Raw genomic sequence first — 23,905 nt, forward strand, 5'->3', positions numbered from 1 at the left:
CACCCGGATACGGTGATCAGCCGAATCGGTATCCGTGGTTCGTTCGGGTGGTCCCGGTGGAGGTGACGTCAGCCCGGGCGGATCAGGCCGTGCGTTTGCGTGGGGTCGCCTTCTTCGTCGTCGTCTTCTTGGACGCGGTCCTCTCGGCCGGGGTCTTCGACGCCGTGGTCTTCTTCTTCGCCGCCGTCTTCCTGGTGGTGGCCTTCTTCGGTGTCTCCTTCGTCTCCGCGTCGGCGGTCGACGTCGACTTGCGGGCCGGCGTCGCCGTCTTCTTCGCCGGTGTCCGGGACGTGGACTTCTTGCCGCCCGTCTCCTTCGGCGTCCCGCGCGGTTTGAGTTCCGTCACCACGGCATCCTCGCCGCGGGCCTCCTTCGCCGCCCTGACGCTGCTCTCCAGGGCCGCCATCAGGTCGATCACCCGGCCGCCCTGCGCCTCCCCCGGGGCCGGGGGAGCGACGGCCTCGCCGCCCTCCGCCTTCGCCGCGATCATCTCCTCGACCGCGGTCCGGTAGTCGTCGCGCAGGGTGCTCATGTCGACCTCGCCGAGCGTGGCCATCAGGGCGTCGGCCAGGTCGAGTTCGGCGTCCCGTACCGCGACCGGGGTCTCCGGGGCCACGCCCTCCGGGGCGCGGATCTCGTCCGGCCAGAGCAGCCCGTGCATCGCGATCACGTCGTCCACGACCCGGAGCATGCCGAGCCGCTCCCGCCCCCGGAGGGCGTACTTCGCCACCGCCACCTTGTCGCTGCGCTTGAGCGCCTCGCGGAGCAGGGTGTACGGCTTGGCCGCCGGCACGCCGTTCGCCGAGAGGTAGTACGCGGCGTCCATCTGGAGCGGGTCGATCTCACCGGCCGGTACGAAGGCCACGATCTCGATCGTCTTCGCCGTCGGGAGCGGCAGGGCCGCCAGGTCCTCGTCGGTGATCGGGATCATGGTCCCGTCGGCGTCCTCGTACGCCTTGCCGATCTCCGGCGTCGTCAGCTCCTCCCCGTCCAGCTCGCACACCTTCTTGTAGCGGACCCGGCCGCCGTCCTCGGTGTGGATCTGACGGAAGGAGACCGAATGGCTCTCCGTGGCGTTCACCAGCTTGATCGGGATGCTGACAAGGCCGAAGGAGATGGCGCCGTTCCAGATGGATCGCACGTTTCTTACCTTTCGAGCCTAAAAGACACGATTCGTGGGGATTGTCATCGTATGACGCCTCTCACGGAGGTGGAGGGGCGGCGCCTGGCGCTCAGCAACCTGGACAAGGTGCTCCACCCGGTCACCGGCACCCACAAAGGCGAGGTGCTCCACTACTACGCCACCGTCGGGGCCGCGATCCTGCCGCATCTGCGGGACCGGCCGGTGTCCTTCCTGCGCTATCCGGACGGCCCGGAGGGCCAGCTCTTCTTCACCAAGAATCCTCCGCCCGGCACACCCTCCTGGGTGAGGACCACGCCCGTACCCCGTTCCGAGGACCCCCGGGCCCGGCAGGTGGTGATCGACGACCTGGCCTCCCTGATGTGGGCGGCGAACCTCGTGGTGGAGTTCCACACCCCGCAGTGGCGGGCCTCCTCCCCCGCCGTCGCCGACCGGCTCGTGTTCGACCTCGACCCGGGGCCGCCGGCGACCGTCGTCGAGTGCTGCCGGGTCGCGCTGTACCTGCGCGAGCGGCTCACCGCGGACGGCCTCCACGCCTACGCCAAGACCTCCGGCTCCAAGGGGCTGCACCTGCTCGTGCCGATCGTCCCCACACCCTCCGCACACGTCTCTGCCTACGCCCGACAGCTCGCCGTCGAGGCGGAGGCGGCGCTGCCGCGGCTGGTCGTCCACCGCATGGCCAAGGCCCTGCGGCCCGGGAAGGTCTTCGTCGACCACAGCCAGAACGCCGCCGCCAAGACCACCGCCACCCCCTACACCCTGCGCGCGCGGGCCCTGCCCACCGTGTCCGCGCCCGTCACCTGGGAGGAGGTGGAGGAGTGCGCCGGCCTGTCGGCCCCGGATCCGGAAGCCCTCGTTCTCCTCATGGACGACATCACGCCACGTCTGGAGCGGTACGGGGAGCTCCTGGCACCCCTCTTCGCACCCGAACGGGCCGGAGAGCTGCCATGAGCCCGGCCCGCCCCGACCGTCCCGCGGGTCGGGGTGACGCCGGGGTTCGGGGGCCCGGGGCCCGCGCCGGGGTGCGCGGGTCCGGGGCCGTGGCGCTGGCCCCGCCCGTCGACGTCATGCGGCCACGGGCCGCCGACGAGATCCCCGCACAGGGCGAGCCGCCACGGCAGCTCCAGTACTCACTCAAGCTGGACGGGTTCCGTGCGCTCGCCTTCGTCCTCGACGACGGCAAGGTCGTCCTCCAGTCCCGCTCCCGCCGCGACCTCGCTCCCGAGTTCCCCGAGACCGCCGCGCACCTGCGGCGACAGCTCCCGCCCGGGATCGTCCTCGACGGGGAACTCTGCGCCTACCGGGAAGGGCGGCTCAGCTTCACCGACCTCCTCCGGTCCCCCGCGGACCGCGCCAGGACCGGGGTGCCCGTCTCGTACATCGCCTTCGACCTCCTCGCCGTCCCCGGGCGCGACGTCCGGGCTCTGCCGCTCCGCGACCGGTGGGAGCTGCTCGGTACGGCTCTGCGGGAGGCCGAGCCGCCGCTCCAGCGCGTCCTCGCCACCCTCGACGAGTCGACCGCCCACGACTGGTTCCGGGACCTGCGCGACGCCGGAGTCGAAGGGATCGTCGCCAAGAGGCTCGGCTCCCCCTACCGGGCGGGGCCCACCTGGGCCTGGCGCAAGGTCCGGCACGCCGACACCGGCGACGGTCTGCTTCTCGGCGTCCTCGGCCCCGCCGAACGGCCCCGTGCCCTCGTCGTACGTCTCGCCGACGGCCGCACCGTGACCACCTCCCCGCGGCTCACCCCGGCGCAGTCGCGCGAGGTCGGGGCGCTGGTGGGCGACCGCGCCGGGCCCCTCACCCCGGACCCGGAGCACGGGCCCGTGCGGTGGGTGGAACCGCCCGTACCGGTCGAGCTGCGGCAGCTCGCGGGGCGGCAGCGGCAGGAGAACGCGACGTTCGTGCGGGTTCGGTCGGAGGCGTGAGGGGTGGGGACGTCGGGGGGTGAGGGGGTGGGGGGTGAAGGGAGCGCAGGGGGTGGCGTCTTCGGGTCGAGTGACCCGTACGCAGCGCAACTGCCCTGCTGCGTACCGTACATGGCGCAAAGAAGTCGCAACTCGGGGTGCCCGCACGTCCCGTGTCGCCGGTAAGGCCTTGCTTCACGTCCCGTGGTGCACACTTGCTGCCTGGTACAGGGCTCACGGGGAAGGCGGCCTGGCACATGCTGACGGGGATCGAGGAGGTCGACTGGGCCTCACTGGGGCATGCGTACGGCCCCGCGGACGACGTGCCGGAGCTCCTCCGCGGACTCGCCTCCGCCGATCCCGCGGAGCGGGAGACCGCCCTCGACGGGATGTACGGCGCCGTGCACCACCAGGGCGACGTCTACGACTCCACCCTCGCCTGCATCCCCTTCCTCCTCGAACTCGTCGCCGACCCTGCCGTCCAGGACCGCGGCTGCCTCGTCGAGCTCCTCACCAGCATCGGCGGCATCGAACTCGACGACGACGAGGAACTGGACGAACTCGACCCGGACGACGAGGAGTTCATTCCCGCGGCCAACTACGCCATGGCCGCGGCCGCCATCGCCGCCGGCGCCGACGTCTTCCTCGGGCTCGCCTCCGACCCCGACCCCGAGGTACGGCTGACCGCGCCCTGCGCCCTCGCCTCGCTCCACCCCGAGCCCGTCCGGGTCCTGACCCTGCTGCGGGAACGGCTCACCGTCGAGCGGGACACGGAGGTGCGGCTCGCCCTCGTCGCCGCCCTCGGACGGATCGCCCTGCGGCACGCGGTGCTACGCGCAGAGATCGTCGACTGGCTCGGCTGGCTCGCGCGCGCCGCGCACGACCCCGGGCTCCGTCTCGCGGCGCTCGTCCAGCGTGCGCGGTGCGCGCCCGGCGACATCCCGGACGACGTCGTGCCCCGGGTGACGGGCCTCCTGGAGGAGATCCGGACCACGGCCCGCGCGTCCGCCGCCCCCGGCTCCGACGGGTCCCGGCACGCCGCGCCCACCCTCATCGGGCAGGTCCGCGAACTCCTCGAGGAGCACGCCGCCGGGCGGCCCGCACCCTGGACCGAGGAACTGCTCCGAACCCTGCACACCGCCCTCGACGACCGTGTCGACGACCGCATCGCGCTGATCCTCGCGCAGCTGCGCAGCCCCGACTGGGGGCAGCGCTCCGACGCGATCTGGCTGTGCGGCGGCTTGATCCGGATCTGGCGCGGGCGGTACGAAGAGGTCGTCCGGCTCGTCGGCGCCCAGCTGCACGATCCCGAGCCACGGCTCCGGGAGGCCGCCACCTCGTTCCTGGAGCGGCTCTTCGAGCTGGGCGCCCCCGCGGCCGACGCGCTGGCCGCACGGCTGACGTCCGGGCCCTCCGCGTGGTCGGGCCCGGGGTCGCTCGCTGGGTCGCGTGGCGGGCCGGGGCCCGGGGCCGGCGGGCAGAGCGCGTTCGTCGGGCGGTCCGGACGGGACGGGGCCCTCCTCGCGCTGGCCCGCGCCGGGGACACCCGGGCCGTACCCCTGCTCGCCCGCGCCCTGGAGGAGGGCGAGGTACGGCGGGACCTGCTCTACGCCACGGACGGCCTCGGGCCCTCGGCGGCGATGCTCGCCCCGCTCCTGCGGCGCCGGCTCGCCGAGGTCGACCTCGACGAGCGGCTCTACGACCGGGCCGCGCCCCTGCTGTACGCCCTCGCGGCCGTTCGGGGCCGCCAGGCCGTACCCGAGGTCCTGCGGGTCCTGCGCGGGGCGCCTCCGAACCGGCGCGACTGGGTGCGGGAGGCCGCCCTCAGGACCTTGGCGGCCTTCGGGCCCGCCGCCCGGGATGCCGTACCCGACATGCGAAGACTCCTGGCCGCCGAGTCGGCGTCCGTCGCCACGACGGCGGCGCGGGCCCTGTGGGCGGCCGAGGGTGAGGTGCGTGAGGTCCTGGCGGCCCTGGAGCGGTGGCTCGGGCCGGGTGCCTCGGGTGCGGAGCGGTGCGCCGCCGCGCAGGCGCTCGGTGAGATCGGGCCGGCCGCCGGCGCGGCCGCGCCGGCCCTCCTGCCCGGTCTGGCCTCGCGGGACCTGTGGGTGCGGGTCCGCAGCGCCGCCGCGCTGTGGCGGGTGTCCGGGGACGCGGCGACGGCCCTGCCGGTGCTGCTGGCGGCCTGGGAGGAGAACCGGCACGCGCGCGTGGACGTCGCGGAGTGTCTGGCGGAGATGGGGCCCGCGGCGTCGGAGGCGCAGTTGGTGGTGCTCACGGAGCTGACGCGGCGGCGGCGGCACAACGCGCGCGAAGGCGCCTCCGGCAGTCATGACGTCCATCTCGACGAGAAGCTCCTGACCTTGTGCCGGGCGGCGCTGGCCCGGATGGAGCGAGGGGTGTTCTGAGGGGTCGTTCGGCTGCCGAGCCGGGGGGGTGGGGCAGCTCTGCGTGGCCCGTGCGTGGGGATCGATCCGGAGGTCGTGTCCGGGACCGCACGATGTACGGCGCCTGAGGGGCCCGGAGGGTTCGCGTTTCTCCCGCGCCACACATCACGGTCTACCTCCCGGACACGACCCCCCTCCACACGGCCCCCTCTTCTGTCGTCGGGCGGCCTCACCTCGTGAATCCCGTCGGTGGGCAAGAGGTACCTCCCTCCGAATATGGTCTCCTCAGGGCCTAGGAGGAGACACATGCGACCGCTCGGAGCGTTGATCGCCGTCTGCGGTGTCCTGTGTGCTCTCGTGCTCGTCGGGTGCGGGGGTGAAGGCGGGCTCAGGAGCGCCGGGGTCGCGTCCCCCGCCGTGGGGCCCGTCCGGCTCTGGCCCGATCTGCCGCCCGCCACCGATCCGCCCATCGACTACGGGGAGTCCGACACCGCGCGTGTCCCCGGCATCGCGGTCGCCGACAACGACGTCCGTTCCGTCGACGCCGTCGCGGTCGTCCGTGCCGAGGTGCGGACCGGTGTGTACAGCGGGCCCGACGGGATGTACGAGGAGACCGCCCGTGCGATCGCCGCCTGCGACACCGCTCCCCGCGCGTGTCCCGTCATGCGGCCGTACTACCGCGACCTCACCGGGAACGGCCGGGACGAGCTGATCGTCGGCATCCGGATGCCCGAGCAGCAGGTCGGGGTGCGGGTCTACCTCGCCGAGAACGGCGGGCTCACCCGGATCATGTCCACGGTCGACCAGGTCATCAGCGTGGAGCTGGCCGGGCGGGACCTGATCATGCGGGTCGCGTCGGCGGGGATCCCGGGGTACGAGTACCGCACCGCCTGGTCCTGGGACGAGCAGCAGCGGAGCATGCTGCCCACCCGCGACGAGATCGTGCGGGTCCGGCACCCGGGGACGGGCGTGCCCGTGCCCCGGCTCGTGAGCCCCAGCCCCTCCGTCGCTCCCGTGCCGCTGCCCGCGGAGACCCCGTGAGGGCGCCCCGGCCGCCCGCCTGGACCGCGACGCTGACGTGGAAGGCCGCCGTCTTCATCGCGGTGATGTGCTGCGCCCTCGCCGCCCTGCTGGGCATCCTCGTCCATGTGTCGGTGACCGCGCAGACCGCGGACGACTCCCGGGAGAAGGCACTCGCACGGCTCGCCGACGTGACCCGGCTGTACGAGGCCGGTGAGCCGCTCCCCCGGTTCGCCGGGCTCGACCCGGTCGGGCTCCCGGCGTCCCTGCGTGCCCTCGCCGTCCGGGGCGAGCGCGGCACGATGGTCGGGGACGACCGGGGCCACCCCGCGATGTGGGCGGCGGGCCCGGCGGACGGCCGCGCCCTCGCCGTACGCGTCGATCACACCCAGAGCGCCGAGACCATCGACGCGCTCGACCGCTCGATCCTCGGCTCGTCCGTGCTCGCCATCGGGGCGACGCTGCTCGTGGGCGCCTTCGCGGTCACCCGGGTCACGCGGCGGCTGCACCTGACCGCCCAGGTGGCCCGCCGGATCAGTGCCGGCGATCTCGACGCGCGCGTGGACGATCCCCGTACGAAGGACCCCTCGCGCCCGCAGGACGAGGTGGCGACGGTCTCCGGAGCGCTCGACACGATGGCCTCCTCGCTCCAGCGCAAGCTGCAGAGCGAACAGCGGTTCACCGCCGATGTGGCGCACGAGCTGCGCACGCCCCTGACCGGGTTGTCCGCGGCCGCCGAACTGTTGCCGGAAGGGCGGCCCTCGGAGCTCGTACGGGACCGGGTACGGGCGATGCGGGCGCTGACCGAGGACCTCCTGGAGATCTCGCGGCTCGACGCGCGCAACGAGACCGTGGACCTGGCCGTGCACGAACTCGGCCCGCTCGCCGAGCGGGTGGTGCGCGCGTCGGGCACGGACACGGAGGTGCGGGTCGTGCGGGACGCGACGGTGGAGACGGACCGGCGCCGTCTTGAGCGGGTGCTCGGCAATCTGGTCGCCAACGCGCACAAGCACGGTGCTCCTCCGGTGGTGGTGACGGTGGACGGGCCCGTCGTGTCCGTGCGGGACCGCGGCCCCGGCTATCCCGGGTATCTGATCGAGTCGGGGCCGCAGCGCTTCCGGACCGAGAGCGGCGGCAAGGGGCACGGGCTCGGGCTGACGATCGCGGTGGGGCAGGCGGAGGTGATCGGGGCCGCGCTCGTGTTCACCGGGGCGCCGGGGGGCGGGGCCGAGGCCCTGCTGCGGCTGCCCGAGTACGTCCACCTCTCGGACGACGCGCCGCAGGAGTGACAGCACGGCACACCGTCACACAAAAGGGACATAGGGCATACCGCTTGCTACGTTGCGGCCATGACCGCACCGCGAACGGACGCGCCCCCGCCCGGGGTACGCATCCCGAAGCGCCGCGGCGTGGAACTCTCCCTCCTCGTCTGCGCCGTCCTCATCTCCGTCTACGGCTACGCCGAGGTCGGTCTCGCCCGCAGCGGCGCCGTGCCGCCGGACGCCGTCCGCTACGGGGCCGGGCTCGGTCTGCTCGCGCTCGTCGCCCATCTCGCGGTCCGCTTCCGCGCCCCGTACGCCGATCCGCTGCTGCTGCCGATCGCCGTGCTGCTCAACGGCCTCGGGCTCGTCCTGATCTACCGGCTCGACCTGGAGACGCCGAGGGACCAGGCGGCCGCGCCCCAGCTGGTCTGGTCGACGCTGGGGGTCGCGCTCTTCATCGTGGTCGTCCTGCTGCTCCGCGACCATCGCGCGCTCCAGGGGTACGCGTACGTGTCGGTGGCCGCCGCGCTCGCCCTGATGATCCTGCCGATCTTCTTCCCGGCCGTGAACGGGGCCAAGATCTGGATCCGGATCGGCGGCCTGTCCTTCCAGCCGGGTGAGTTCGCCAAGATCCTGCTCGCCGTCTTCTTCGCCGCCTACCTCGCCGCCAACCGCCACGCGCTCGCGTACGCCGGGCGCCGGATCTGGAGGTTCCAGCTGCCCGCCGGTCGGGTCCTCGGGCCCGTCGTGGCGATCTGGCTGCTGAGCGTCGGCGTACTCGTCCTGGAGCGGGACCTGGGCACGTCGCTGCTCTTCTTCGGGCTCTTCGTGATCATGCTGTACGTGGCCACCGGCCGGATCGGCTGGATCGCCGTCGGCCTGGTGCTGGCCTCCGCCGGCGCCGTCCTCGTCGGCTCCCTCGAACCTCATGTGCACAGCCGGGTGCAGGACTGGCTCGACCCCTTCGCCTCGATCCGGGCGGGGGACGGCCCGGGGCAGCTCGCCCAGTCGCTGTTCTCCTTCGCCGCCGGGGGCATGCTCGGCAGCGGGCTCGGTCTCGGCCATTCCGTCCTCATCGGGTTCGCCGCCAAATCGGACTTCATCCTCGCCACGGCGGGCGAGGAGCTCGGGCTCGTCGGCCTGACCGCGCTGTTCGTCCTGTACGCGCTGCTCGTCGCCCGGGGATACCGCGCCGGCCTCTCGCTGCGCGAACCCTTCGGGCGGCTCCTCGCCATCGGGCTCGCCTCGATCGTGGCGCTCCAGGTCTTCGTGATCGCGGGCGGGGTGATGGGCCTGATCCCGCTGACGGGCATGGCGATGCCGTTCCTCGCCCAGGGCGGTTCGTCGGTCGTCACCAACTGGGTGATCGTGGCGCTGCTCATCCGCGTCAGCGACTCGGCACGCGCCCCGGAGCCCGACGCCGCCGACACGGGGACGCTCACCCCCGTCAAGGAGGGGGCCTCGTGAGCCTCGTGTGTCGTACGAGGGGGGCGGAGTCGTGATCCGGTATGCCCGGCGGGCCGCCGGACTCTGCCTCGTCCTGCTCGTGGCGCTCCTCGTCAACTCCGCCCGGGTGATGGTCCTCGAGGCCGAGTCCCTCGACGGCAACCCCGCCAACCGCCGCATCGCGATCGACCGGTACGAGCAGCCGCGTGGTGACATCGTCGTCGAAGGGAAGCCCGTGACGGGTTCCCGGGACAGCGGACAGCAGTTGCGCTGGGAACGGACCTACCGCAAGGGGCCGTTGTACGCGCCGCTGACCGGCTACGCCTCGCAGACCTATGGCACCACCCTCGTCGAGCACGCCGAGGACGCCGTCCTGGCCGGCACCGACCCGATGCTGGCCCCGCTCCCCCTCTGGAACGACCTCACCCGCGGCCGGCAGCCCGGCGGCGACGTCGTGACGACGATCCGGTCGTCGATGCAGGAGGCCGCCTTCCGGGGGCTCGGCGGGAAACGCGGCGCGGTGGTGGCCGTGGAGCCGCACAGCGGTCGGATCCTGGCGCTCGTCAGCTCGCCCTCGTACGACCCCGGTGTCCTCTCCGGGACCGGCCCGGAGGTCAAGGACGCCTGGAAGCGGCTCACCACCTCGCCGAACCAGCCGATGCTGAACCGGGCGCTGCGGCAGACGTACCCCCCGGGCTCCACGTTCAAGATCGTGACGGCGGCCGCGGCCCTGGACGCCGGAGCGGTACGGGACGTGGACGCGCCGACGGACACCCCCGACCCGTTCGTGCTGCCCGGCACCCGGCAGGTGCTCCCCAACGAGGCGAAGGGGTGCGAGGACGCCTCCCTCGCGTACGCCGTCCAGTGGTCCTGCAACACCGTGATGGCCGGGCTCGGGGTGAAGGTGGGCCTGACCGGGATGGTCGACGCGGTCGAGGAATTCGGCTTCAACGACACCACGCTCCGGGTGCCGTCCTGGGTGGCCAGATCCAACTTCGACCGGGAGATGAGCCCGGACCAGCTGGCCCTGTCGTCGATCGGGCAGTTCGACACGACGGCGACGCCCCTCCAGATGGCCATGGTGGCGGCGGCGGTCGCCAACAACGGGGAGATCGCCCACCCGTACCTCGTCGACCGCACGACGACCTCGGGCGGCATCACGGTCGACCGCACCGGCCGGCGCAGTCACCGCCTGGCCATGAACCCCTCGACGGCGCTCCAGCTCCAGCGGCTGATGGTGAGGGCGGTCGAGGAGGGGACGGGGACGAACGCGGCGATCCCCGGGGCCCGGGTCGGCGGCAAGACGGGCACGGCCCAGCATGGCTTCGGCAACACGGGGACCCCGTACGCCTGGTTCATCGCCTGGGCCCAGGCCGGCGACGCGGCCCAGCCGGCCGTCGCCGTGGCGGTGGTCGTCGAGGACGCGGAGGCCGCCCGTACGGACATCAGCGGGGGCGGCAGCGCGGCTCCGATCGCGAAGGCGGTGATGACGGAGGCGCTGCGGCTGGAGGCGGAGGGCCGGAGAGGCCAGGGCCACCCGTTCGGATCAGGTGCCGGGGGCCGCGAGCCCTGAGGACCTGGTCACTCCCCCGTCGCGCCCTCCGCGATCGCGTCCTCCACCTCCGCCACCCTGGCCTGCTCCTCAGCCGCGAAACGCTCCGCGTCGAGCCGCTCCGCGATCTCCTCGTCCTGCGTCATCAGCAGGTCGAGGTTCGAGTCGCCGAGGTCGAAGACGCCCATGTCGAGGTAGGCCTTCTGGAGGCGCTCGCCCCACAGGCCGATGTCCTTGACGCAGGGGACGATCCGGCTGAAGAGGAGCTTGCGGAAGAGGTGCAGGAACTCGCTCTGCTCGCTGAACTCCTCGGCCTCCTTCTTCGGGATGCCGAAGTTCTCCAGGACCTCGACGCCCCGCAGCCGGTCCCGCATGAGGTGGCAGCCCTCGATGACGAACTCCTCGCGTTCGCGGAGTTCGGCGTCCGAGAGCTGGCGGTAGTAGTCGCGCAGGGCCATCCGCCCGAAGGCCACGTGCCGGGCCTCGTCCTGCATGACGTACGCCAGGATCTGCTTCGGGAGCGGCTTGTCGGTGGTGTCGCGGATCATGCCGAAGGCGGCGAGGGCGAGCCCTTCGATGAGGACCTGCATGCCGAGGTAGGGCATGTCCCAGCGGGAGTCCCGCAGGGTGTCGTCGAGGAGGCCCTTGAGGTTGTCGTTGATCGGGTAGAGCATGCCGATCTTGTCGTGGAGGAAGCGGCCGTAGATCTCGGCGTGCCGGGCCTCGTCCATGGTCTGGGTGGCCGAGTAGAACTTGGCGTCCAGGTCGGGGACGGACTCGACGATCCGGGCGGCGCAGATCATGGCGCCCTGCTCGCCGTGGAGGAACTGGCTGAACTGCCAGGAGGCGTAGTGCCGTCGCAGGTCGCCCTTGTCCTTCTCGGTCATTTTGGCCCAGTGGCGGGTGCCGTGGAGGGTGAGGACCTCGTCGGGGGTGCCGAGCGGGTCGTACGGGTCGACCTCCAGGTCCCAGTCGATCCGGGTGGATCCGTCCCACTGCTTGTCCTTGCCCTTCTGGTAGAGGGCGAGGAGGCGCTCGCGGCCGTCCTCGTACTCCCAGGAGAAGCGGGCGGCGCCGGTGGCGGGGACCTGCCAGGTGGGGGTGGACGGGGCCGTGGTGTAGAGGTCGCGCGTCGACACTGACGCCTCCTTCGGGGGTGGGACCGTTCCCGTGGTGCGAGTCCACTCGCCAGGCTCACACGGTGGTAGACGGATCGTCAACAAGTCGCACCGAGGGGATTGACGGCATTACTGACGAGCAGTCTTATAGACAGTGACCCCCGGTAACGTGTCGGCGAGCACAGCGAGGTGTCTCCCACCATGACCCCCTTCACCGAGCCCGATCTCAGCCTCCTCAGGGATGCCCTGGGGCCGCTGCGCGACCGCGAGCAGATCGCCGAGCGCCTTCTGGAATCCTCCCGCAAACACTCCTACGACCCGGACGCCGAGCTCGACTGGGACGCGCCGTTCGAGGACGGCAGGTGGTTCTGGCCACCGGAGCTCGTGTCGCTCTACGACACCCCGCTCTGGCGCCGGATGTCCGAGGAGCAGCGGATCGACCTGTCGCGTCACGAGGCGGCGTCACTCGCCTCGCTCGGCATCTGGTTCGAGATCATCCTCATGCAGCTGCTCGTCCGGCACATCTACGACAAGTCCCTGACCAGTCATCATGTGAGGTACGCGCTCACCGAGATCGCCGACGAGTGCCGGCACTCGATGATGTTCGCCCGGATGATCCAGCGGAGCGGCACCCCCGCCTACCCGGTCCCCAGGCTCCACCACAACCTCGCGCGCCTCCTGAAGACCGTCTCCACGACTCCCGGGTCCTTCGCCGCCACCCTGCTCGGCGAGGAGATCCTCGACTGGATGCAGCGGCTGACCTTCCCGGACGAGCGGGTGCAGACCCTCGTCCGCGGGGTGACCCGCATCCACGTGGTGGAGGAGGCACGCCATGTGCGGTACGCCCGCGAGGAACTGCGGCGCCAGATGGTGACCGCCCCCCGCTGGGAACAGGAGCTCACCCGGCTCAGCTGCGGTGAGGCCGCCCGGGTCTTCTCCACCTGCTTCGTCAACCCGGGGGTGTACGAGGCCGTGGGGCTGGACCGGCGCGAGGCCGTCGCGCAGGTGCGCGCGAGCGGACACCGGCGCGAGGTCATGCAGTCCGGCGCCAGGCGCCTCACCGACTTCCTCGACGACATCGGGGTGCTGCGCGGGCCGGGACGCCGGCTCTGGAAGTCCTCGGGGCTGCTGGCGTGAGGGTGGGGGTGGTGTCCGGAACGTAGCGCCTTCCGCCCGGAGGGCAGGGCTCGCGGACCTTCCGGACAGGCTCTGCGGCGTCCGGCTCCGGATGTTCCGCGCGCGCCGCGCGGGTTGCGGCGTCCGGTTGCGGACGACCCGTGGGCGCCGGGCTGCGGCGTCCGGCTCCGGATGTTCCGCGCGCGCCGCGCGGGTTGCGGCGTCGGTTGCGGACGACCCGCCCGCGCGCCGCGCGGCTACGCTGCGGAGCATGACGAGCGCCGCCACTCCCGCGTACCGCAGGCTCAGTGTCGAGGAGCGGCGCGGGCAGCTCCTCGAAGCGGCCCTGGGGCTCTTCGCCCACCGGACGCCCGAGGACGTCTCGCTCGACGACGTCGCCGAGGCCGCCGGCGTCTCCCGGCCGCTGGTCTACCGCTACTTCCCCGGTGGCAAGCAGCAGTTGTACGAGGCCGCCCTGCGCTCGTCCGCCGACGCCCTGAACCGCTGCTTCACCGAGCCGCCCGAGGGCCCGCCCACGGAGCGGCTCGGGCGGGTCCTCGACCGGTACCTGACCTTCGTCGACGAGCACGACGCCGGGTTCAGCGCGCTGCTGCGGGGCGGCAGCGTCGCCGAGACCTCCCGGACGAGCGCGATCGTCGACGAGGTGCGGCGGGCCGCCGCCGAGCAGATCCTCGTCCACCTGGGGGTGGAGCGGCCCGGGCCCCGGCTCGGCATGCTGGTGCGGACGTGGATCGCCGCCGTGGAGGCCGCGTCGCTCATCTGGCTCGACGAGGACAAGAAGCCACCGGCCCGGGAACTGCGGGAGTGGCTCGTCGACCATCTCGTCGCCCTGCTCGCCGCGACCACGGCGAGCGACGAGGAGACCGCCGGGGTCGTCGGGCTGCTCCTCGCCCAGGAGACGCCCGAGGGGCCGGTGGCACGGCTCGCCCGGAGGGTCATGCCGGTGGTGGGCGAGGCGGCCCACCTCCTGTGAGCGGGGAGGCGCGGGAGGCCGGAGGGGTGAGCGGGGCAGACTGGAGGGGTGAGAAGCGAGAACACCCCCTTCCGTGGCGGCCCCCTCGACGGCCGGGTCCTGCCGATCCTGCTCGGCCCGACCGGCCACCCGCCGAAGTGGTACGAGGTCCCGGTCCCGGCGCACGACGGGCGCCCGCCGACCGTGTACGCGTACCGGCGCGAACCCGCGGGCCACACGAAGCGGCTCGGGCTCCAGCGCGGCTGGGTCTACGCGTACGCGCCCGACGGCCGCGAGCGGCGGGAGCTGAGGTGGCCGTGGTCGAAGCCGGGCGGCGGTACGCCTCCGCCCGTGAAGGACGCTGAGCCGAACGGGTGAGGCCGCCGGACGCGCCCCTATTCGTACGTTAATCGGTTGAAGTGACACGTCATCATCCCCGTGGAGGTGGTGACGTGACGCGAAGGCTGATGCGTACGGTCTGCACGGGGGCGCTGGCCGCGGTGACGGCGTTCACCGGGGTGACGCTCTCCGCGAGCGCCACCGCCCCGGACCCGCCGACCGACTCCCCGGCGGAGGCCCCGATCGCGTGGGCGGACCCCGCGAAGGAACCGGTGGGCCCCGTCGATCCCGACGCCCGCGTCGAGCCCGAGACCCGCGTCGACGACCCCGAGGGCGCGGAGGCGTCCGGCGGCCCTGACGGCCCCGACGTCACCGAGGCTCCCGACGGCCGCGAGGTCCCCCTGGCCCCCGGAGACCCGTCGGCCCCTCGCACCCCCGAGGCCTCCGGCTCTCCCGAGGGCCCCGGCTCCCCCGAGACCTCGGGAGAGCCCGAGGTCCCCGGCTCTCCCGAGTCCTCCGACGCCCCCGGCTCACCCGAGGCCGCTCGCCCCGTCCCCCTCGATGACGGCGCCGCCCTCCCCCCTCCCGGTGGTGACTCCGTCACCGCCCTGCTCACCCGGCTGCGCACGCTCTACCAGCGGGCCGAGGAGGCCACCGAGCGGTACAACGCCGCCGACGAGGCCCTGAAGCTCCAGACCGCCGACACCAAGAAGGTCACGGCCCGGCTCACCGCCGCCCGGACCGCCCTGGCGCAGGGGCGTGCCGCGGCCGGCCGGATCGCCCGGGACCAGTACCAGGGCAGGTCCGAACTCTCCTCGTACCTGCGGGTGCTGCTGGCGCCGGACCCGCGGTCGGCCCTGGACCAGGGGCATCTGATCGCCCGGGCCGGCCGCCACCGTGCCGAGGCCGTGTCCCGCCTGGCGAAGGCCGAGCGGCAGGCGGACTCCCTTGCGAGCGCGTCCAGGAAGGCCCTCGACCGGCAGCAGGGCCTCGCCGTCGCGCAGCGCACCCGGCGTGACGAGGCACGGGCCCGCCTCGCGGAGGTCGAGAGACTCCTCGCCGCGCTGTCCCCCGGGCAACTGGCCCGGCTCACCGAGCTCGAGCGCGTCCAGACGGCCGGCGCGCAGCGCGAACTCCTCGGTTCCGGCGTCCTGGACGGTCGGCGCACCCCGTCCCGGGCGGGCGCGGAGGCGCTGCGGTTCGCGGTGGGGCAGATCGGCAAGCCGTACGAGTGGGGGGCGGAGGGCCCGGGGACCTACGACTGCTCGGGCCTCACCCAGCGGGCGTGGGCGGCGGCGGGCCGGGAGCTGCCGCGTACCAGCCAGGAGCAGTGGGCGACCCTGCCCCGGGTGTCGTGGGCGGAGCTTCGGCCGGGGGACCTGGTGGTGTACTTCCCCGGCGCCACCCATGTGGCGGTTTACCTCGGCGAGGGTCTCGTGGTGCACGCGCCCCGTCCGGGCGGGAAGGTGAAGGTCTCCCCGATCGCGGCGAATCCGCTGCTCGGAGCGGTGCGCCCCGACCCGGACGGGAGGGCCCTGGCCGCGTACGTGCCGCCGCCGCTCCCGGCGGGGGCCAGGGACGGGCAGGACGAGGGGTACGACCGCGGCTGAACGACACCGGTGACGTCGGGTCGCCGACCCCGCACCACCGGTTCGCCGGTCACCGCGGTCCGGGGTCCGACTCCCGGGGCCCCGCGGGTGCCGCGGCTCTGGGGGTGAGGATGTCGCGGGCCTGTTCCGCGGCGCGGGCGGTGCTCTCGCTGACGAAGTCGAGGAAGCGGGCGACGTTCTCCAGGCGGTGGGCGGCCGGGGTGTCGGGGCCGAGGACACCGACGCCCTGCCGTGCGGTCGCGACGATCTGGGCGGTGGACCTGGCGCTGGCGATCATCGACCGGTACCAGATGTCGTCGTCGACGATGTAGCGCTCGCGGCGGCGTTCGTCGCGCTCGCGGGTGACGAAGCCCTGGTCCTCCAGGAACGCGACCGCCTTGGAGATGGACGCCGGGCTGACCTGGAGGCGCTGGACCAGTTCGGACGCGGTGAGGCTGCCGGTGTCGGTGAGGGTGAGGCAGGCCATCACCCGGGACATCATCGTGGGCATGCCCGAGCTCATGAGGACGGTCGTGAACGTCTCCTCGAACTCGCGCACCGCGTCGGCGTCGCGGCCGTGGGCCTGCGGGGGTGCCGTCGCCGTCCGGGACGCGGCAGGCTTCCGCCGGTGGGTGCGGCGCTCGGTGGCCCGTTGGGCCAGTTCGGCACGGTAGGCGGTGGGCCCGCCGTTGCGCATCACCTCGCGGGTGACGGTGGAGGTCGGGCGGTCGAGCCGCCTGGCGATCTCCGCGTAGGCGAGGCCGTCGGCCAGCCCCAGCGCGATCTGCCGGCGTTCCTGCTGGGTGAGCCTGCCTCCCGGCATCACGGTCTCCTTCGCGTTCCCTCTGTGCCGCTTACGCCTTCACCATAGCGTTCGCTTTCATTCCATTGCAACGGAATTCCTCCTGACGTTGCGTTACGTGACAGGACGGTGCAACGAAATAGCAGCTCTGAACTGCGGCTATGCACTCGCAGCGCAACATCCTCATTGCCGAGACTGTGAACGCAACGTAGCGTTTCACTCATCGGAAACAACGAACCGAAGGAAAAGACCATGCAGAAGTTCCTCACCTCCGCCCCCGTCTCCGCCGTCCTCGACATCCCCGCCGGCCGCATCCGGTTCATCGCCGCCGACCGGACCGACACCACCGTCGAGGTCCTGCCCGCCGACCCCTCCAAGAGCCGCGACGTGAAGGCGGCGGAGCGGATCACGGTCGCCTACGGCGACGGCGTCCTGCGGATCGAGGCCGCCGACGCCGGCAACCGCGCCCTCGGGAACTCCGGTGCCGTCGAGGTCACCGTCCAGCTGCCCGCCGGCTCCCGCGTCGAGGCCACGACGGCCACCGCCGAACTCCGGGGTGTCGGACGCCTCGGCGACGTCACCTACGAGAGCGCGCACGGCACCGTCAAGCTCGACGAGACCGCGGGCGCCCGCATCACCCTCGCCGCCGGCGACATCTCGGTGGGCCGCCTGGGCGGCCCGGCGGAGATCAGCGGCCAGAAGGGCGACCTCACCATCACGGAGGCCGTGCGCGGCACGGTCACCCTGCGGACCGAGCACGGCGCGATCTCGGTCGGCGCCGCCCGCGGCGTCTCCGCCACCCTGGACGCCGGCACCTCCTACGGCCGGGTCGACAACGCCCTCCAGAACTCCCAGGGCGCCGAGGCCCAGCTCGCCATCCACGCGACCACCGCCTACGGCGACATCACCGCCCGCAGCCTCTGACCCGCGCCTTCGGTCCTCCGACCCCGAAGGCCGTCCGCAAACGCGATCCCCGGTGGGCGCGAGCCCCCGCCACGCACGAGGGCGGCCGTACCCCGACACCCGTCGGGGTACGGCCGCCCTCTCCGCGTTCTCCGGCCGCCCGTGGGGGCCGGGACGCGGTCCGTCAGTTCCCGGCGAGCGACGCCAGGTACGCGTTCGTCTTCTCGGGCTCGTAGAAGAAGTTCTCGAAGTCCGACGGGTCGTTGAAGCCGTTCGCGAAGCGGTCGGCCGCGGGCTGGAGCTGCCCGGCCGCGCCGAGGAGGTTCAGGACGTGCTCCGGCGGCGGGGCCAGCATCGCGTTCGTCCACTTGGTGACGTGCTGGGCCGTCTGCCAGTAGCGGTCGAAGGCGCCCCGCATCCACTCCTCGTCGAAGGGCTCCTCGCCGCGCTCGACGATGGCGGCGAGGTACGCGGCGGCGCACTTGGACGCCGAGTTGGAGCCCTGGCCGGTGATCGGGTCGTTGGCGACGACGACGTCGGCGACACCGAGGACGAGACCGCCGCCGGGGAGCCGGCCGATCGGGTTGCGGACCGTCGGGGCGTACCGGCCGGCGAGGGTGCCGCCCGCGTCGGTCAGTTCGACCTTGGTGGCACGCGCGTACTCCCAGGGCGTGAACCGCTCCATCAGCTCCAGGGTCAGGGACAGGTGCTCCGCCGGGTCCTTCACGCCCTGGAAGGCGTCGAGCGGGCCGCCGGGGACGCCCTCCCAGAAGAGGATGTCGGCGCGGCCACCCGTCGTCAGGGTCGGCATGACGAAGAGTTCGCCGACGCCCGGGACGACGTTGCAGCGGACGGCGTCGAAGTCGGGGTGCTCGGGGCGGGGGCCGAGGCCGTGGACGTACGCGACGGCCAGCGCGCGCTGCGGCTCGGCGTACGGCGAACGGGACGCGTCCCGGCCGAACATCGAGACCAGCTCGCCCTTGCCCGCCGCCACCATCACCAGGTCGTAGCTACGGGAGAAGTAGTCCAGGTCGCCGACGGCCGCGCCGTGGATCACCAGCTGGCCGCCGCGCTGGGCGAAGGTCTCCATCCAGCCGGCCATCTTGACCCGCTGGTCGACGGACTGGGCGTACCCGTCGAGCTTCCCGACCCAGTCGATCGCCCGGCTGGAGTCGGGGGCGGCGACGGAGACGCCGAGGCCCTCGATCTTCGGGGCCTGGGACTCCCAGAAGTTGAGGCCGAGGTCCCGCTCGTGCTGGAGCGCGGTGTGGAACATGCACTGCGTGGACATGACCCGGCCGGACCGGATCTCGTCCGCCGTCCGGTTCGACATGAGGGTGACCTCGTACCCCTCCGACTGGAGTCCGAGGGCGAGCTGCAGACCGGACTGGCCGGCGCCGACTATGAGTATCTTCCGCATGGGTGGTGCTCCTGGCGTGACGGGGAGAACTATTCGGGGGTGGCTTCGAGCGCGTGCGCGACCATCGCGAGCAGGCTCTCGATGACGCTGTACCGCTTGCGCGCGTCCATGATCACCACGGGTACGCGCGCCGGCACCGTCAGAGCTTCCCTGACGTCCTCCGCCTCGAACGCCTCGGTGCCCTCGAAGTGGTTGACGGCCACGATGTACGGCAGTCCGCAGCTCTCGAAGTAGTCGAGGGCCGGAAAGCAGTCGGTCAGGCGGCGCGTGTCGGCCAGCACGACCGCGCCGATCGCGCCGCGCACCAGGTCGTCCCACATGAACCAGAAGCGCTGCTGTCCCGGCGTACCGAAGACGTACAGCACCAGGTCATTGTCGAGCGTGATCCGGCCGAAGTCCATCGCCACGGTCGTGGTGAGCTTGTCCGGGGTGGCGGTGAGGTCGTCGGTGTCCTCGCTCGCCCGCGTCATCAGCGCCTCGGTCTGGAGCGGGGTGATCTCCGAGACCGCGCGGACGAAGGTGGTCTTGCCGACGCCGAAGCCGCCCGCGACGACGATCTTCGTCGCGATCGGGGCGCGGGTGTGGTCGAGCTGCCAGTCCTGTGCGCCGTCCTCGGCGCCCGGGCCGGCGGTATCCCGGTCGAACAGATCGGTCTGGGGCTGTACGGGAACGCCCGTCACCGCCGGTGAGTCGGAGACGACGGAGGCGTCAGAGACGACGGAGTCCACTCAGCACCCTTTCGAGGAGCGCGCGGTCGGGCTGACCGGTGCCGTGACCGGTCCCGTACACGCGGATCTTTCCCTGGTCGGCCAGGTCGCTGAGCAGCACCCTGACGACTCCCAACGGCATCTTCAGCAGTGCCGAGATCTCCGCGACCGTCCGCATACGGCGGCAGATCTCGACGATGGCCCGCATCTCCGGCATCAGACCGCGGGCACCGGGCCCGCCGTCCGTCAGGACCTTGCGCACGGCGGGCGCTTCGAGCGCCGCCACGAAGGTCTCGACGAGCAGGACGTGGCCGAAGCGGGTACGGCCGCCGGTCAGCGAGTACGGGCGTACGCGCGCGGGGCGCCGCCCGTCTCCCCGTACCGGCAGCCGGTGGGCGTGGGGCCCGGGGTAGGCCGAGGATGCTGACGTCACTGGGTGCTCTCCATCGATTTGCGCAGCTCACTGCGGACTTCGGGGGTGAGTACGTGACCGGCGCGGCCCACGAAGAGCGCCATGTGGTACGCCACGACGCTCATGTCGCAGTCGGGCGTGGCGTGCACGCCGAGCAGCGAGCCGTCGCTGATCGACATGACGAAGACGCTGCCCTCCTCCATCGCCACCATGGTCTGCTTGACCCCGCCGCCGTCCATGAGCCGGGCGGCGCCGATGGTCAGGCTGCCGATGCCGGAGACGATGGTGGCCAGGTCGGCGCTGGAACCGCGCGGCCCGTCGGGACGGCCGGCGTCGGCGGCGACCGTCGTGCTCTGCTGGATGGCCGGGTCGGACGAGAGCAGCAGGAGGCCGTCGGAGGACACGACGGCGACCGAGCGGACCCCGGGTACCTCCTCCACCAGGTTTCCCAGCAGCCATTGCAGGTTGCGGGCTTCCGTGCTCAGTCCGAACGTTCCCGTCGCAGTCAACTGCGTGCCTCCTCGACTGTGTCCCCCGTCATCTCCTCTGTACGTGCAGGCTTTACGTCTTCTATCCGCGCCGAGTCCAGCTCCGCCTCGACGTCGCGGCGCCCGGCCTCGGCGCCCTTGTGGAAGCCGCCGAGCCGACGACGCAGGGCCTCCGCGTCCACGCCGCCCTGGCGGGGCGCGGCGGCGGCACCGGCCGGACGGACCACCTGTGGGGTGCGCTTGGGCAGGCCCTTGTCGGTGATCCGCTCCCACTGACCGGCTCGCGGGCCGGGAACCGGCCGGCCGGGAAGGCCCGTCGGGCCCGGCTCGTCGATGACCGGCTCGACGGTGAGCGGCTCGTCGGTGAGCGGCTCGACGGTGAGCGGCTCGACGGACCGTTCGTCGGTGACCGGCTCCGGATCGGATGCGCGGTGGGCGGGCCCCGCGTACGGCGCGGGGTCGGCCGCGCGCGCATGGGCGTCCGGCTCCGGCGGCGGGTCGGGCAGCCGGACCTGGAGCGTGGTCTCGGAGAGCGACTCCCCGAGGGGGGCGGGCTCCCCGCGGGGCTTTTCGTACGCGGGCGAGGGCGTGGGCTCGGGCGCGGCGTGCGGGGGCGCGTGCGGCGCTTCCCGAGTCGGCTCCGAGGTGGGTTCCGGGGTCGGCTCCTGCGTGGGATCCTGCGCGGGCTCCGGCGTCGGCTCCTGCGTGGGCTGCTGCTCCCGCTGCTCCTTCGCCTCGGTCACCTCCGCCGCCAGGAACGCCCGTTCCGCCGCGTCCACGAGCGGGTCGCGGGTCCGGGACGGCAGCGTGTTGGAGTTGGTCTCCGCGGCCGAGCCCGGCAGCTGGATCGCGGGCGCCGTGCCCCCGACCCGTACGGGCTCCGTCACCGCGGTCGGCAGGGTGGTGGGCAGCAGCGGCTCGGGCAGGACCACGACCGCCGCCGTACCGCCCTGCTTCTGCTCCCGCAGCTCGACCCGGACGCCGTGGCGGGCGGCGAGCAGGGCGATGACCCGCATGCCGAGGCCCTCGCCGTCGAAGGCGGTCGGATCGGCCTCGGCCAGGCGCGCGTTGATCTCGGCGAGGCGGGAGGCGGTCATGCCGATGCCCGCGTCCTGGACGGAGAGCATCACCTCGCCGGACTCAAGGAGCCAGCCGGAGAGCTGGACCTCGGTGTCGGGCGGCGAGAAGGAGGTCGCGTTCTCCAGGAGTTCCGCGATCAGGTGGCTCAGGTCGTCCGCGGCGAAGCCGGCGATCTGTGCGTGCGGCGGGAGGGACTGGATGGTGACCCGCTCGTACCGCTCGATCTCGCTGACGGCGGCCCGGAGGACGTCGACGAGCGGGACGGGCCCGGCGTGGCCGTGGACGTGCTCGTGCCCGGCGAGGACGAGGAGGTTCTCGCTGTGGCGGCGCATGACGGTCGCCATGTGGTCGAGCTTGAACAGGGTCGCGAGGCGGTCCGGGTCCTGCTCGCGCTCCTCCAGCTTCTCGATGACGCCGAGCTGCCGCTCGACGAGCCCGAGGCTGCGCAGCGAGAGGTTGACGAAGGTGTGGTGGACGGTGCTCCTGAGCCGTTCGAGGTCGGCGGTGAGGAGGGCGACCCGGCCCTGGAGTTCGGCGCGCTGGGTGGCGAGTTCGGCGCCCAGGGCCTCCTTCGCGGCGGCGAGGTCGGTCTGGCCGTCGGTGAGCCGCTCGGTGTGCGCGGCGAGGCCGGACAGCTTGCCGTGCAGGGTGTTGAGGGAGCGGACGACCTGGGCGAACTCGTCGTTGCGGCCGGTGAAGCGGACCGGCTCCTCCGTGTGCGGCGCGGGCGCGCCGGCCAGCCGGGCGGCGCCGATGCGGAGCACGGCGAGCGGCCGGGTGAGGGTGCGGGCGACGTAGGTGGAGATGCCGATCGCGACGAGGAGGCAGCCGCCGAGGAAGGCGATGCGCAGTTCGAGGGCGGTGACGTCGTCGTCGCGGAGGGCGCCGAGCTGTTCGACGCGCTCGGCGGCGAGGGCCGACTCGACTCCCCGCATCTGCTCGATACGGGCGGAGAGCGCGGCTTCGAGGGCGGCCCGGTCGGTCTCGCGCTCGGCCTCGGTCAGACGGGGCTGGTCGGTGAGGGAGGCGAGGGACCGCTCGGCGCTCTTGACGTCGGGCCCCGTGACGGTGGCGGCGAGGGAGTCACGGGCGGCGGAGCCCGCGGCCTGGTCGAAGTCGCCGAGGGCGGCGAGTTCGCGGACCCGGGCCTGCTGGGCCGCCGCGGTGAGGGTGTCGCGGGCGCGATCGGCCTCGGCGGCGCCCTCGGGCACCTCGGGGACGTAGGTGTCGGTCTCCGGGTCGTAACGGACGTCCCCGGTGGGCTCGGGCTGCGGTACGGAGAGCGCGGCGAGGAGCAGGCCGCGGGTGGCGGAGGCCTGTTCGACGGCGCGGCCGAGGGCGGCGGGGGCACGGGTGGTCTCGGTGAGCGCGGTGCCGGCGGCGCGGGGCGGGGTCTGGTCGGCCAGCTCGTCGGCGAGGGCCTGGAGCTTGGTGATGACCTCCGAGTACGCCCGGTGGGCCTCCAGGGCCGTGCCCTTGCCGGTGAGGGCGGCGCGGCGGACGGAGGGAACGCCCGCGAGGTCGCGGCGGAGTTCGGCGGAGGCGGCGGGCCGGATCTCGTCGATCTGCCGGTCGACCCGGGTGGACCGGACGCTGGTGACCTGGCGCCTGTCCTCGGCGTCGCCGCTCTGGGCGTCACGGCCGGCGGCGATGTACGCGACGACCTCGTCGCGCTCGTCGGCGAGCGAGTGGGCCAGGGTGACGGCCTGCCGGTCGAGTTCGGCGAGGGTGACCAGGCTCTGGGAGTCGGTCAGCTGGGTGGAGGCGGCGAGGACCGCGGGGGCCCCGGCGGCGAGGACCGTGATGCCGACGAGGGCGACGCCGGCGACCAGGCGGTTGCGGACGCGCTTGGAGCGGCCCGCGGGAGCGTTGCCCGGGGCGGCGCCGGTGGTGGTGCCGACCGGGGCGGCGCCGGCGGTGGGCGCCGTGACGGCGCCGTCGTCCGGGGTCGGAGTCGCACCGGGGGTCCGGCTCCGCGCGCCGTTCTTGCTCCGAGGCCGCTTCATCTGCACCGGTGCTCGCATTCTTGACTCGTCCGCCCACAAAGCAGAGGTGACGGCCGGTCACATGGAGCGCCCCCACCCCTGGTACGGCTTCCGACCATTCCAGCGCTTCTGGGAAGGGGGCGCGCATCGGCCGCTCCGCCACCCGAACGAGTGAACAACACTCCTGAGTTGGCGAACAAGTTCTGCGGGCGGGGTCCAAGGGCCCCGAGGGACCCCCGGTTGGATCTTCCGCGCGGG

General features: G+C 73.0%; 20 protein-coding genes. 12 read left to right on the forward strand and 8 right to left on the reverse strand.

What is annotated here, in order from left to right; all coding sequences use genetic code 11:
* Nucleotides 1–82: 82 nt before the first annotated feature.
* Nucleotides 83–1,141: a Ku protein gene (locus ACFWV2_RS11375; protein ID WP_384404781.1), complete on the reverse strand. Its 1,059-nt coding sequence runs from the start codon at nt 1,139–1,141 to the stop codon at nt 83–85.
* Between the two features lie 51 nt (nt 1,142–1,192).
* Here ACFWV2_RS11375 and ligD point away from each other — a divergent pair, with 51 nt between their 5' ends.
* From ligD to ACFWV2_RS11410, 7 genes are all read left to right on the forward strand, one after another.
* Entirely contained in the window at nt 1,193–2,092 is a 900-nt protein-coding gene (ligD, locus tag ACFWV2_RS11380) for a non-homologous end-joining DNA ligase (protein ID WP_384404782.1), read from the forward strand.
* 89 nt (nt 2,093–2,181) lie between these two features.
* Complete coding sequence (locus ACFWV2_RS11385) at nt 2,182–3,069, forward strand: DNA ligase (protein WP_384404783.1); 888 nt, start codon at nt 2,182–2,184, stop codon at nt 3,067–3,069.
* Between the two features lie 236 nt (nt 3,070–3,305).
* Entirely contained in the window at nt 3,306–5,456 is a 2,151-nt protein-coding gene (locus ACFWV2_RS11390) for a PBS lyase (protein WP_384404784.1), read from the forward strand.
* Between the two features lie 285 nt (nt 5,457–5,741).
* Nucleotides 5,742–6,476, forward strand: coding sequence for a hypothetical protein (locus ACFWV2_RS11395; protein WP_384404785.1), 735 nt, complete (start codon nt 5,742–5,744; stop codon nt 6,474–6,476).
* On the forward strand, nt 6,473–7,744 hold the full coding sequence (locus tag ACFWV2_RS11400; RefSeq protein ID WP_384404786.1) for an ATP-binding protein: 1,272 nt from the start codon (nt 6,473–6,475) through the stop codon (nt 7,742–7,744). The genes ACFWV2_RS11395 and ACFWV2_RS11400 overlap by 4 nt, the downstream gene beginning before the upstream one ends.
* A 60-nt stretch (nt 7,745–7,804) precedes the next feature.
* Entirely contained in the window at nt 7,805–9,184 is a 1,380-nt protein-coding gene (locus ACFWV2_RS11405; RefSeq protein WP_384404787.1) for an FtsW/RodA/SpoVE family cell cycle protein, read from the forward strand.
* Nucleotides 9,185–9,215: 31 nt separating this feature from the next.
* A complete protein-coding gene (locus tag ACFWV2_RS11410) occupies nt 9,216–10,736 on the forward strand; it encodes a penicillin-binding transpeptidase domain-containing protein (protein ID WP_384404788.1) in 1,521 nt (506 codons plus the stop codon).
* A gap of 8 nt (nt 10,737–10,744) precedes the next feature.
* Here ACFWV2_RS11410 and ACFWV2_RS11415 read toward each other — a convergent pair whose 3' ends face one another.
* Entirely contained in the window at nt 10,745–11,854 is a 1,110-nt protein-coding gene (locus ACFWV2_RS11415) for a ferritin-like domain-containing protein (RefSeq protein WP_384404789.1), read from the reverse strand.
* A gap of 180 nt (nt 11,855–12,034) precedes the next feature.
* Between ACFWV2_RS11415 and ACFWV2_RS11420 the strand changes: the two genes are divergently transcribed.
* The 4 genes from ACFWV2_RS11420 to ACFWV2_RS11435 all read left to right on the forward strand — a co-directional run bounded on the left by ACFWV2_RS11420 (nt 12,035) and on the right by ACFWV2_RS11435 (nt 15,871).
* Entirely contained in the window at nt 12,035–12,970 is a 936-nt protein-coding gene (locus tag ACFWV2_RS11420; RefSeq protein WP_384404790.1) for a diiron oxygenase, read from the forward strand.
* A 250-nt stretch (nt 12,971–13,220) separates the two neighbouring features.
* Entirely contained in the window at nt 13,221–13,943 is a 723-nt protein-coding gene (locus tag ACFWV2_RS11425; RefSeq protein ID WP_384404791.1) for a TetR/AcrR family transcriptional regulator, read from the forward strand.
* A gap of 48 nt (nt 13,944–13,991) precedes the next feature.
* Complete coding sequence (locus ACFWV2_RS11430; RefSeq protein ID WP_384404792.1) at nt 13,992–14,300, forward strand: hypothetical protein; 309 nt, start codon at nt 13,992–13,994, stop codon at nt 14,298–14,300.
* A gap of 74 nt (nt 14,301–14,374) precedes the next feature.
* Complete coding sequence (locus ACFWV2_RS11435) at nt 14,375–15,871, forward strand: NlpC/P60 family protein (RefSeq protein WP_384404793.1); 1,497 nt, start codon at nt 14,375–14,377, stop codon at nt 15,869–15,871.
* Between the two features lie 49 nt (nt 15,872–15,920).
* Here ACFWV2_RS11435 and ACFWV2_RS11440 read toward each other — a convergent pair whose 3' ends face one another.
* Nucleotides 15,921–16,673: a helix-turn-helix domain-containing protein gene (locus tag ACFWV2_RS11440; protein ID WP_384404794.1), complete on the reverse strand. Its 753-nt coding sequence runs from the start codon at nt 16,671–16,673 to the stop codon at nt 15,921–15,923.
* A gap of 231 nt (nt 16,674–16,904) precedes the next feature.
* Here ACFWV2_RS11440 and ACFWV2_RS11445 point away from each other — a divergent pair, with 231 nt between their 5' ends.
* On the forward strand, nt 16,905–17,576 hold the full coding sequence (locus ACFWV2_RS11445; protein WP_384404795.1) for a DUF4097 family beta strand repeat-containing protein: 672 nt from the start codon (nt 16,905–16,907) through the stop codon (nt 17,574–17,576).
* Between the two features lie 163 nt (nt 17,577–17,739).
* On the opposite strand, the gene ACFWV2_RS11450 is transcribed toward ACFWV2_RS11445, so the two are convergent.
* The 5 genes from ACFWV2_RS11450 to ACFWV2_RS11470 form a co-directional block, all read right to left on the reverse strand.
* Nucleotides 17,740–18,975, reverse strand: a complete 1,236-nt coding sequence (locus ACFWV2_RS11450; protein WP_384404796.1) for a styrene monooxygenase/indole monooxygenase family protein — start codon at nt 18,973–18,975, stop codon at nt 17,740–17,742.
* A 29-nt stretch (nt 18,976–19,004) separates the two neighbouring features.
* Nucleotides 19,005–19,622: an ATP/GTP-binding protein gene (locus ACFWV2_RS11455; protein WP_384404892.1), complete on the reverse strand. Its 618-nt coding sequence runs from the start codon at nt 19,620–19,622 to the stop codon at nt 19,005–19,007.
* 61 nt (nt 19,623–19,683) lie between these two features.
* The gene (locus ACFWV2_RS11460; protein WP_360786150.1) at nt 19,684–20,115 is read right to left on the reverse strand and encodes a DUF742 domain-containing protein; all 432 of its coding nucleotides are present in this window, start codon (nt 20,113–20,115) and stop codon (nt 19,684–19,686) included.
* Entirely contained in the window at nt 20,112–20,603 is a 492-nt protein-coding gene (locus ACFWV2_RS11465) for a roadblock/LC7 domain-containing protein (RefSeq protein WP_360786148.1), read from the reverse strand. The genes ACFWV2_RS11460 and ACFWV2_RS11465 overlap by 4 nt, the downstream gene beginning before the upstream one ends.
* On the reverse strand, nt 20,600–23,674 hold the full coding sequence (locus ACFWV2_RS11470) for a nitrate- and nitrite sensing domain-containing protein (protein WP_384404893.1): 3,075 nt from the start codon (nt 23,672–23,674) through the stop codon (nt 20,600–20,602). The genes ACFWV2_RS11465 and ACFWV2_RS11470 overlap by 4 nt, the downstream gene beginning before the upstream one ends.
* Nucleotides 23,675–23,905 lie beyond the last annotated feature (231 nt).

The sequence above is a fragment of the Streptomyces sp. NPDC058671 genome, from assembly GCF_042716475.1.
In the GTDB taxonomy this organism is placed as follows: Bacteria; Actinomycetota; Actinomycetes; order Streptomycetales; family Streptomycetaceae; genus Streptomyces.

What these genes read in the sequence shown, in the direction of transcription:
- ligD (WP_384404782.1), top strand. Translation starts at nt 1,193, where the DNA reads ATGACGCCTCTCACGGAGGTGGAGGGGCGGCGCCTGGCGCTCAGCAAC.
- ACFWV2_RS11390 (WP_384404784.1), top strand. Translation starts at nt 3,306, where the DNA reads ATGCTGACGGGGATCGAGGAGGTCGACTGGGCCTCACTGGGGCATGCG.
- ACFWV2_RS11395 (WP_384404785.1), top strand. Translation starts at nt 5,742, where the DNA reads ATGCGACCGCTCGGAGCGTTGATCGCCGTCTGCGGTGTCCTGTGTGCT.
- ACFWV2_RS11405 (WP_384404787.1), top strand. Translation starts at nt 7,805, where the DNA reads ATGACCGCACCGCGAACGGACGCGCCCCCGCCCGGGGTACGCATCCCG.
- ACFWV2_RS11420 (WP_384404790.1), top strand. Translation starts at nt 12,035, where the DNA reads ATGACCCCCTTCACCGAGCCCGATCTCAGCCTCCTCAGGGATGCCCTG.
- ACFWV2_RS11425 (WP_384404791.1), top strand. Translation starts at nt 13,221, where the DNA reads ATGACGAGCGCCGCCACTCCCGCGTACCGCAGGCTCAGTGTCGAGGAG.
- ACFWV2_RS11440 (WP_384404794.1), bottom strand. Translation starts at nt 16,673, where the DNA reads ATGCCGGGAGGCAGGCTCACCCAGCAGGAACGCCGGCAGATCGCGCTG.
- ACFWV2_RS11445 (WP_384404795.1), top strand. Translation starts at nt 16,905, where the DNA reads ATGCAGAAGTTCCTCACCTCCGCCCCCGTCTCCGCCGTCCTCGACATC.
- ACFWV2_RS11450 (WP_384404796.1), bottom strand. Translation starts at nt 18,975, where the DNA reads ATGCGGAAGATACTCATAGTCGGCGCCGGCCAGTCCGGTCTGCAGCTC.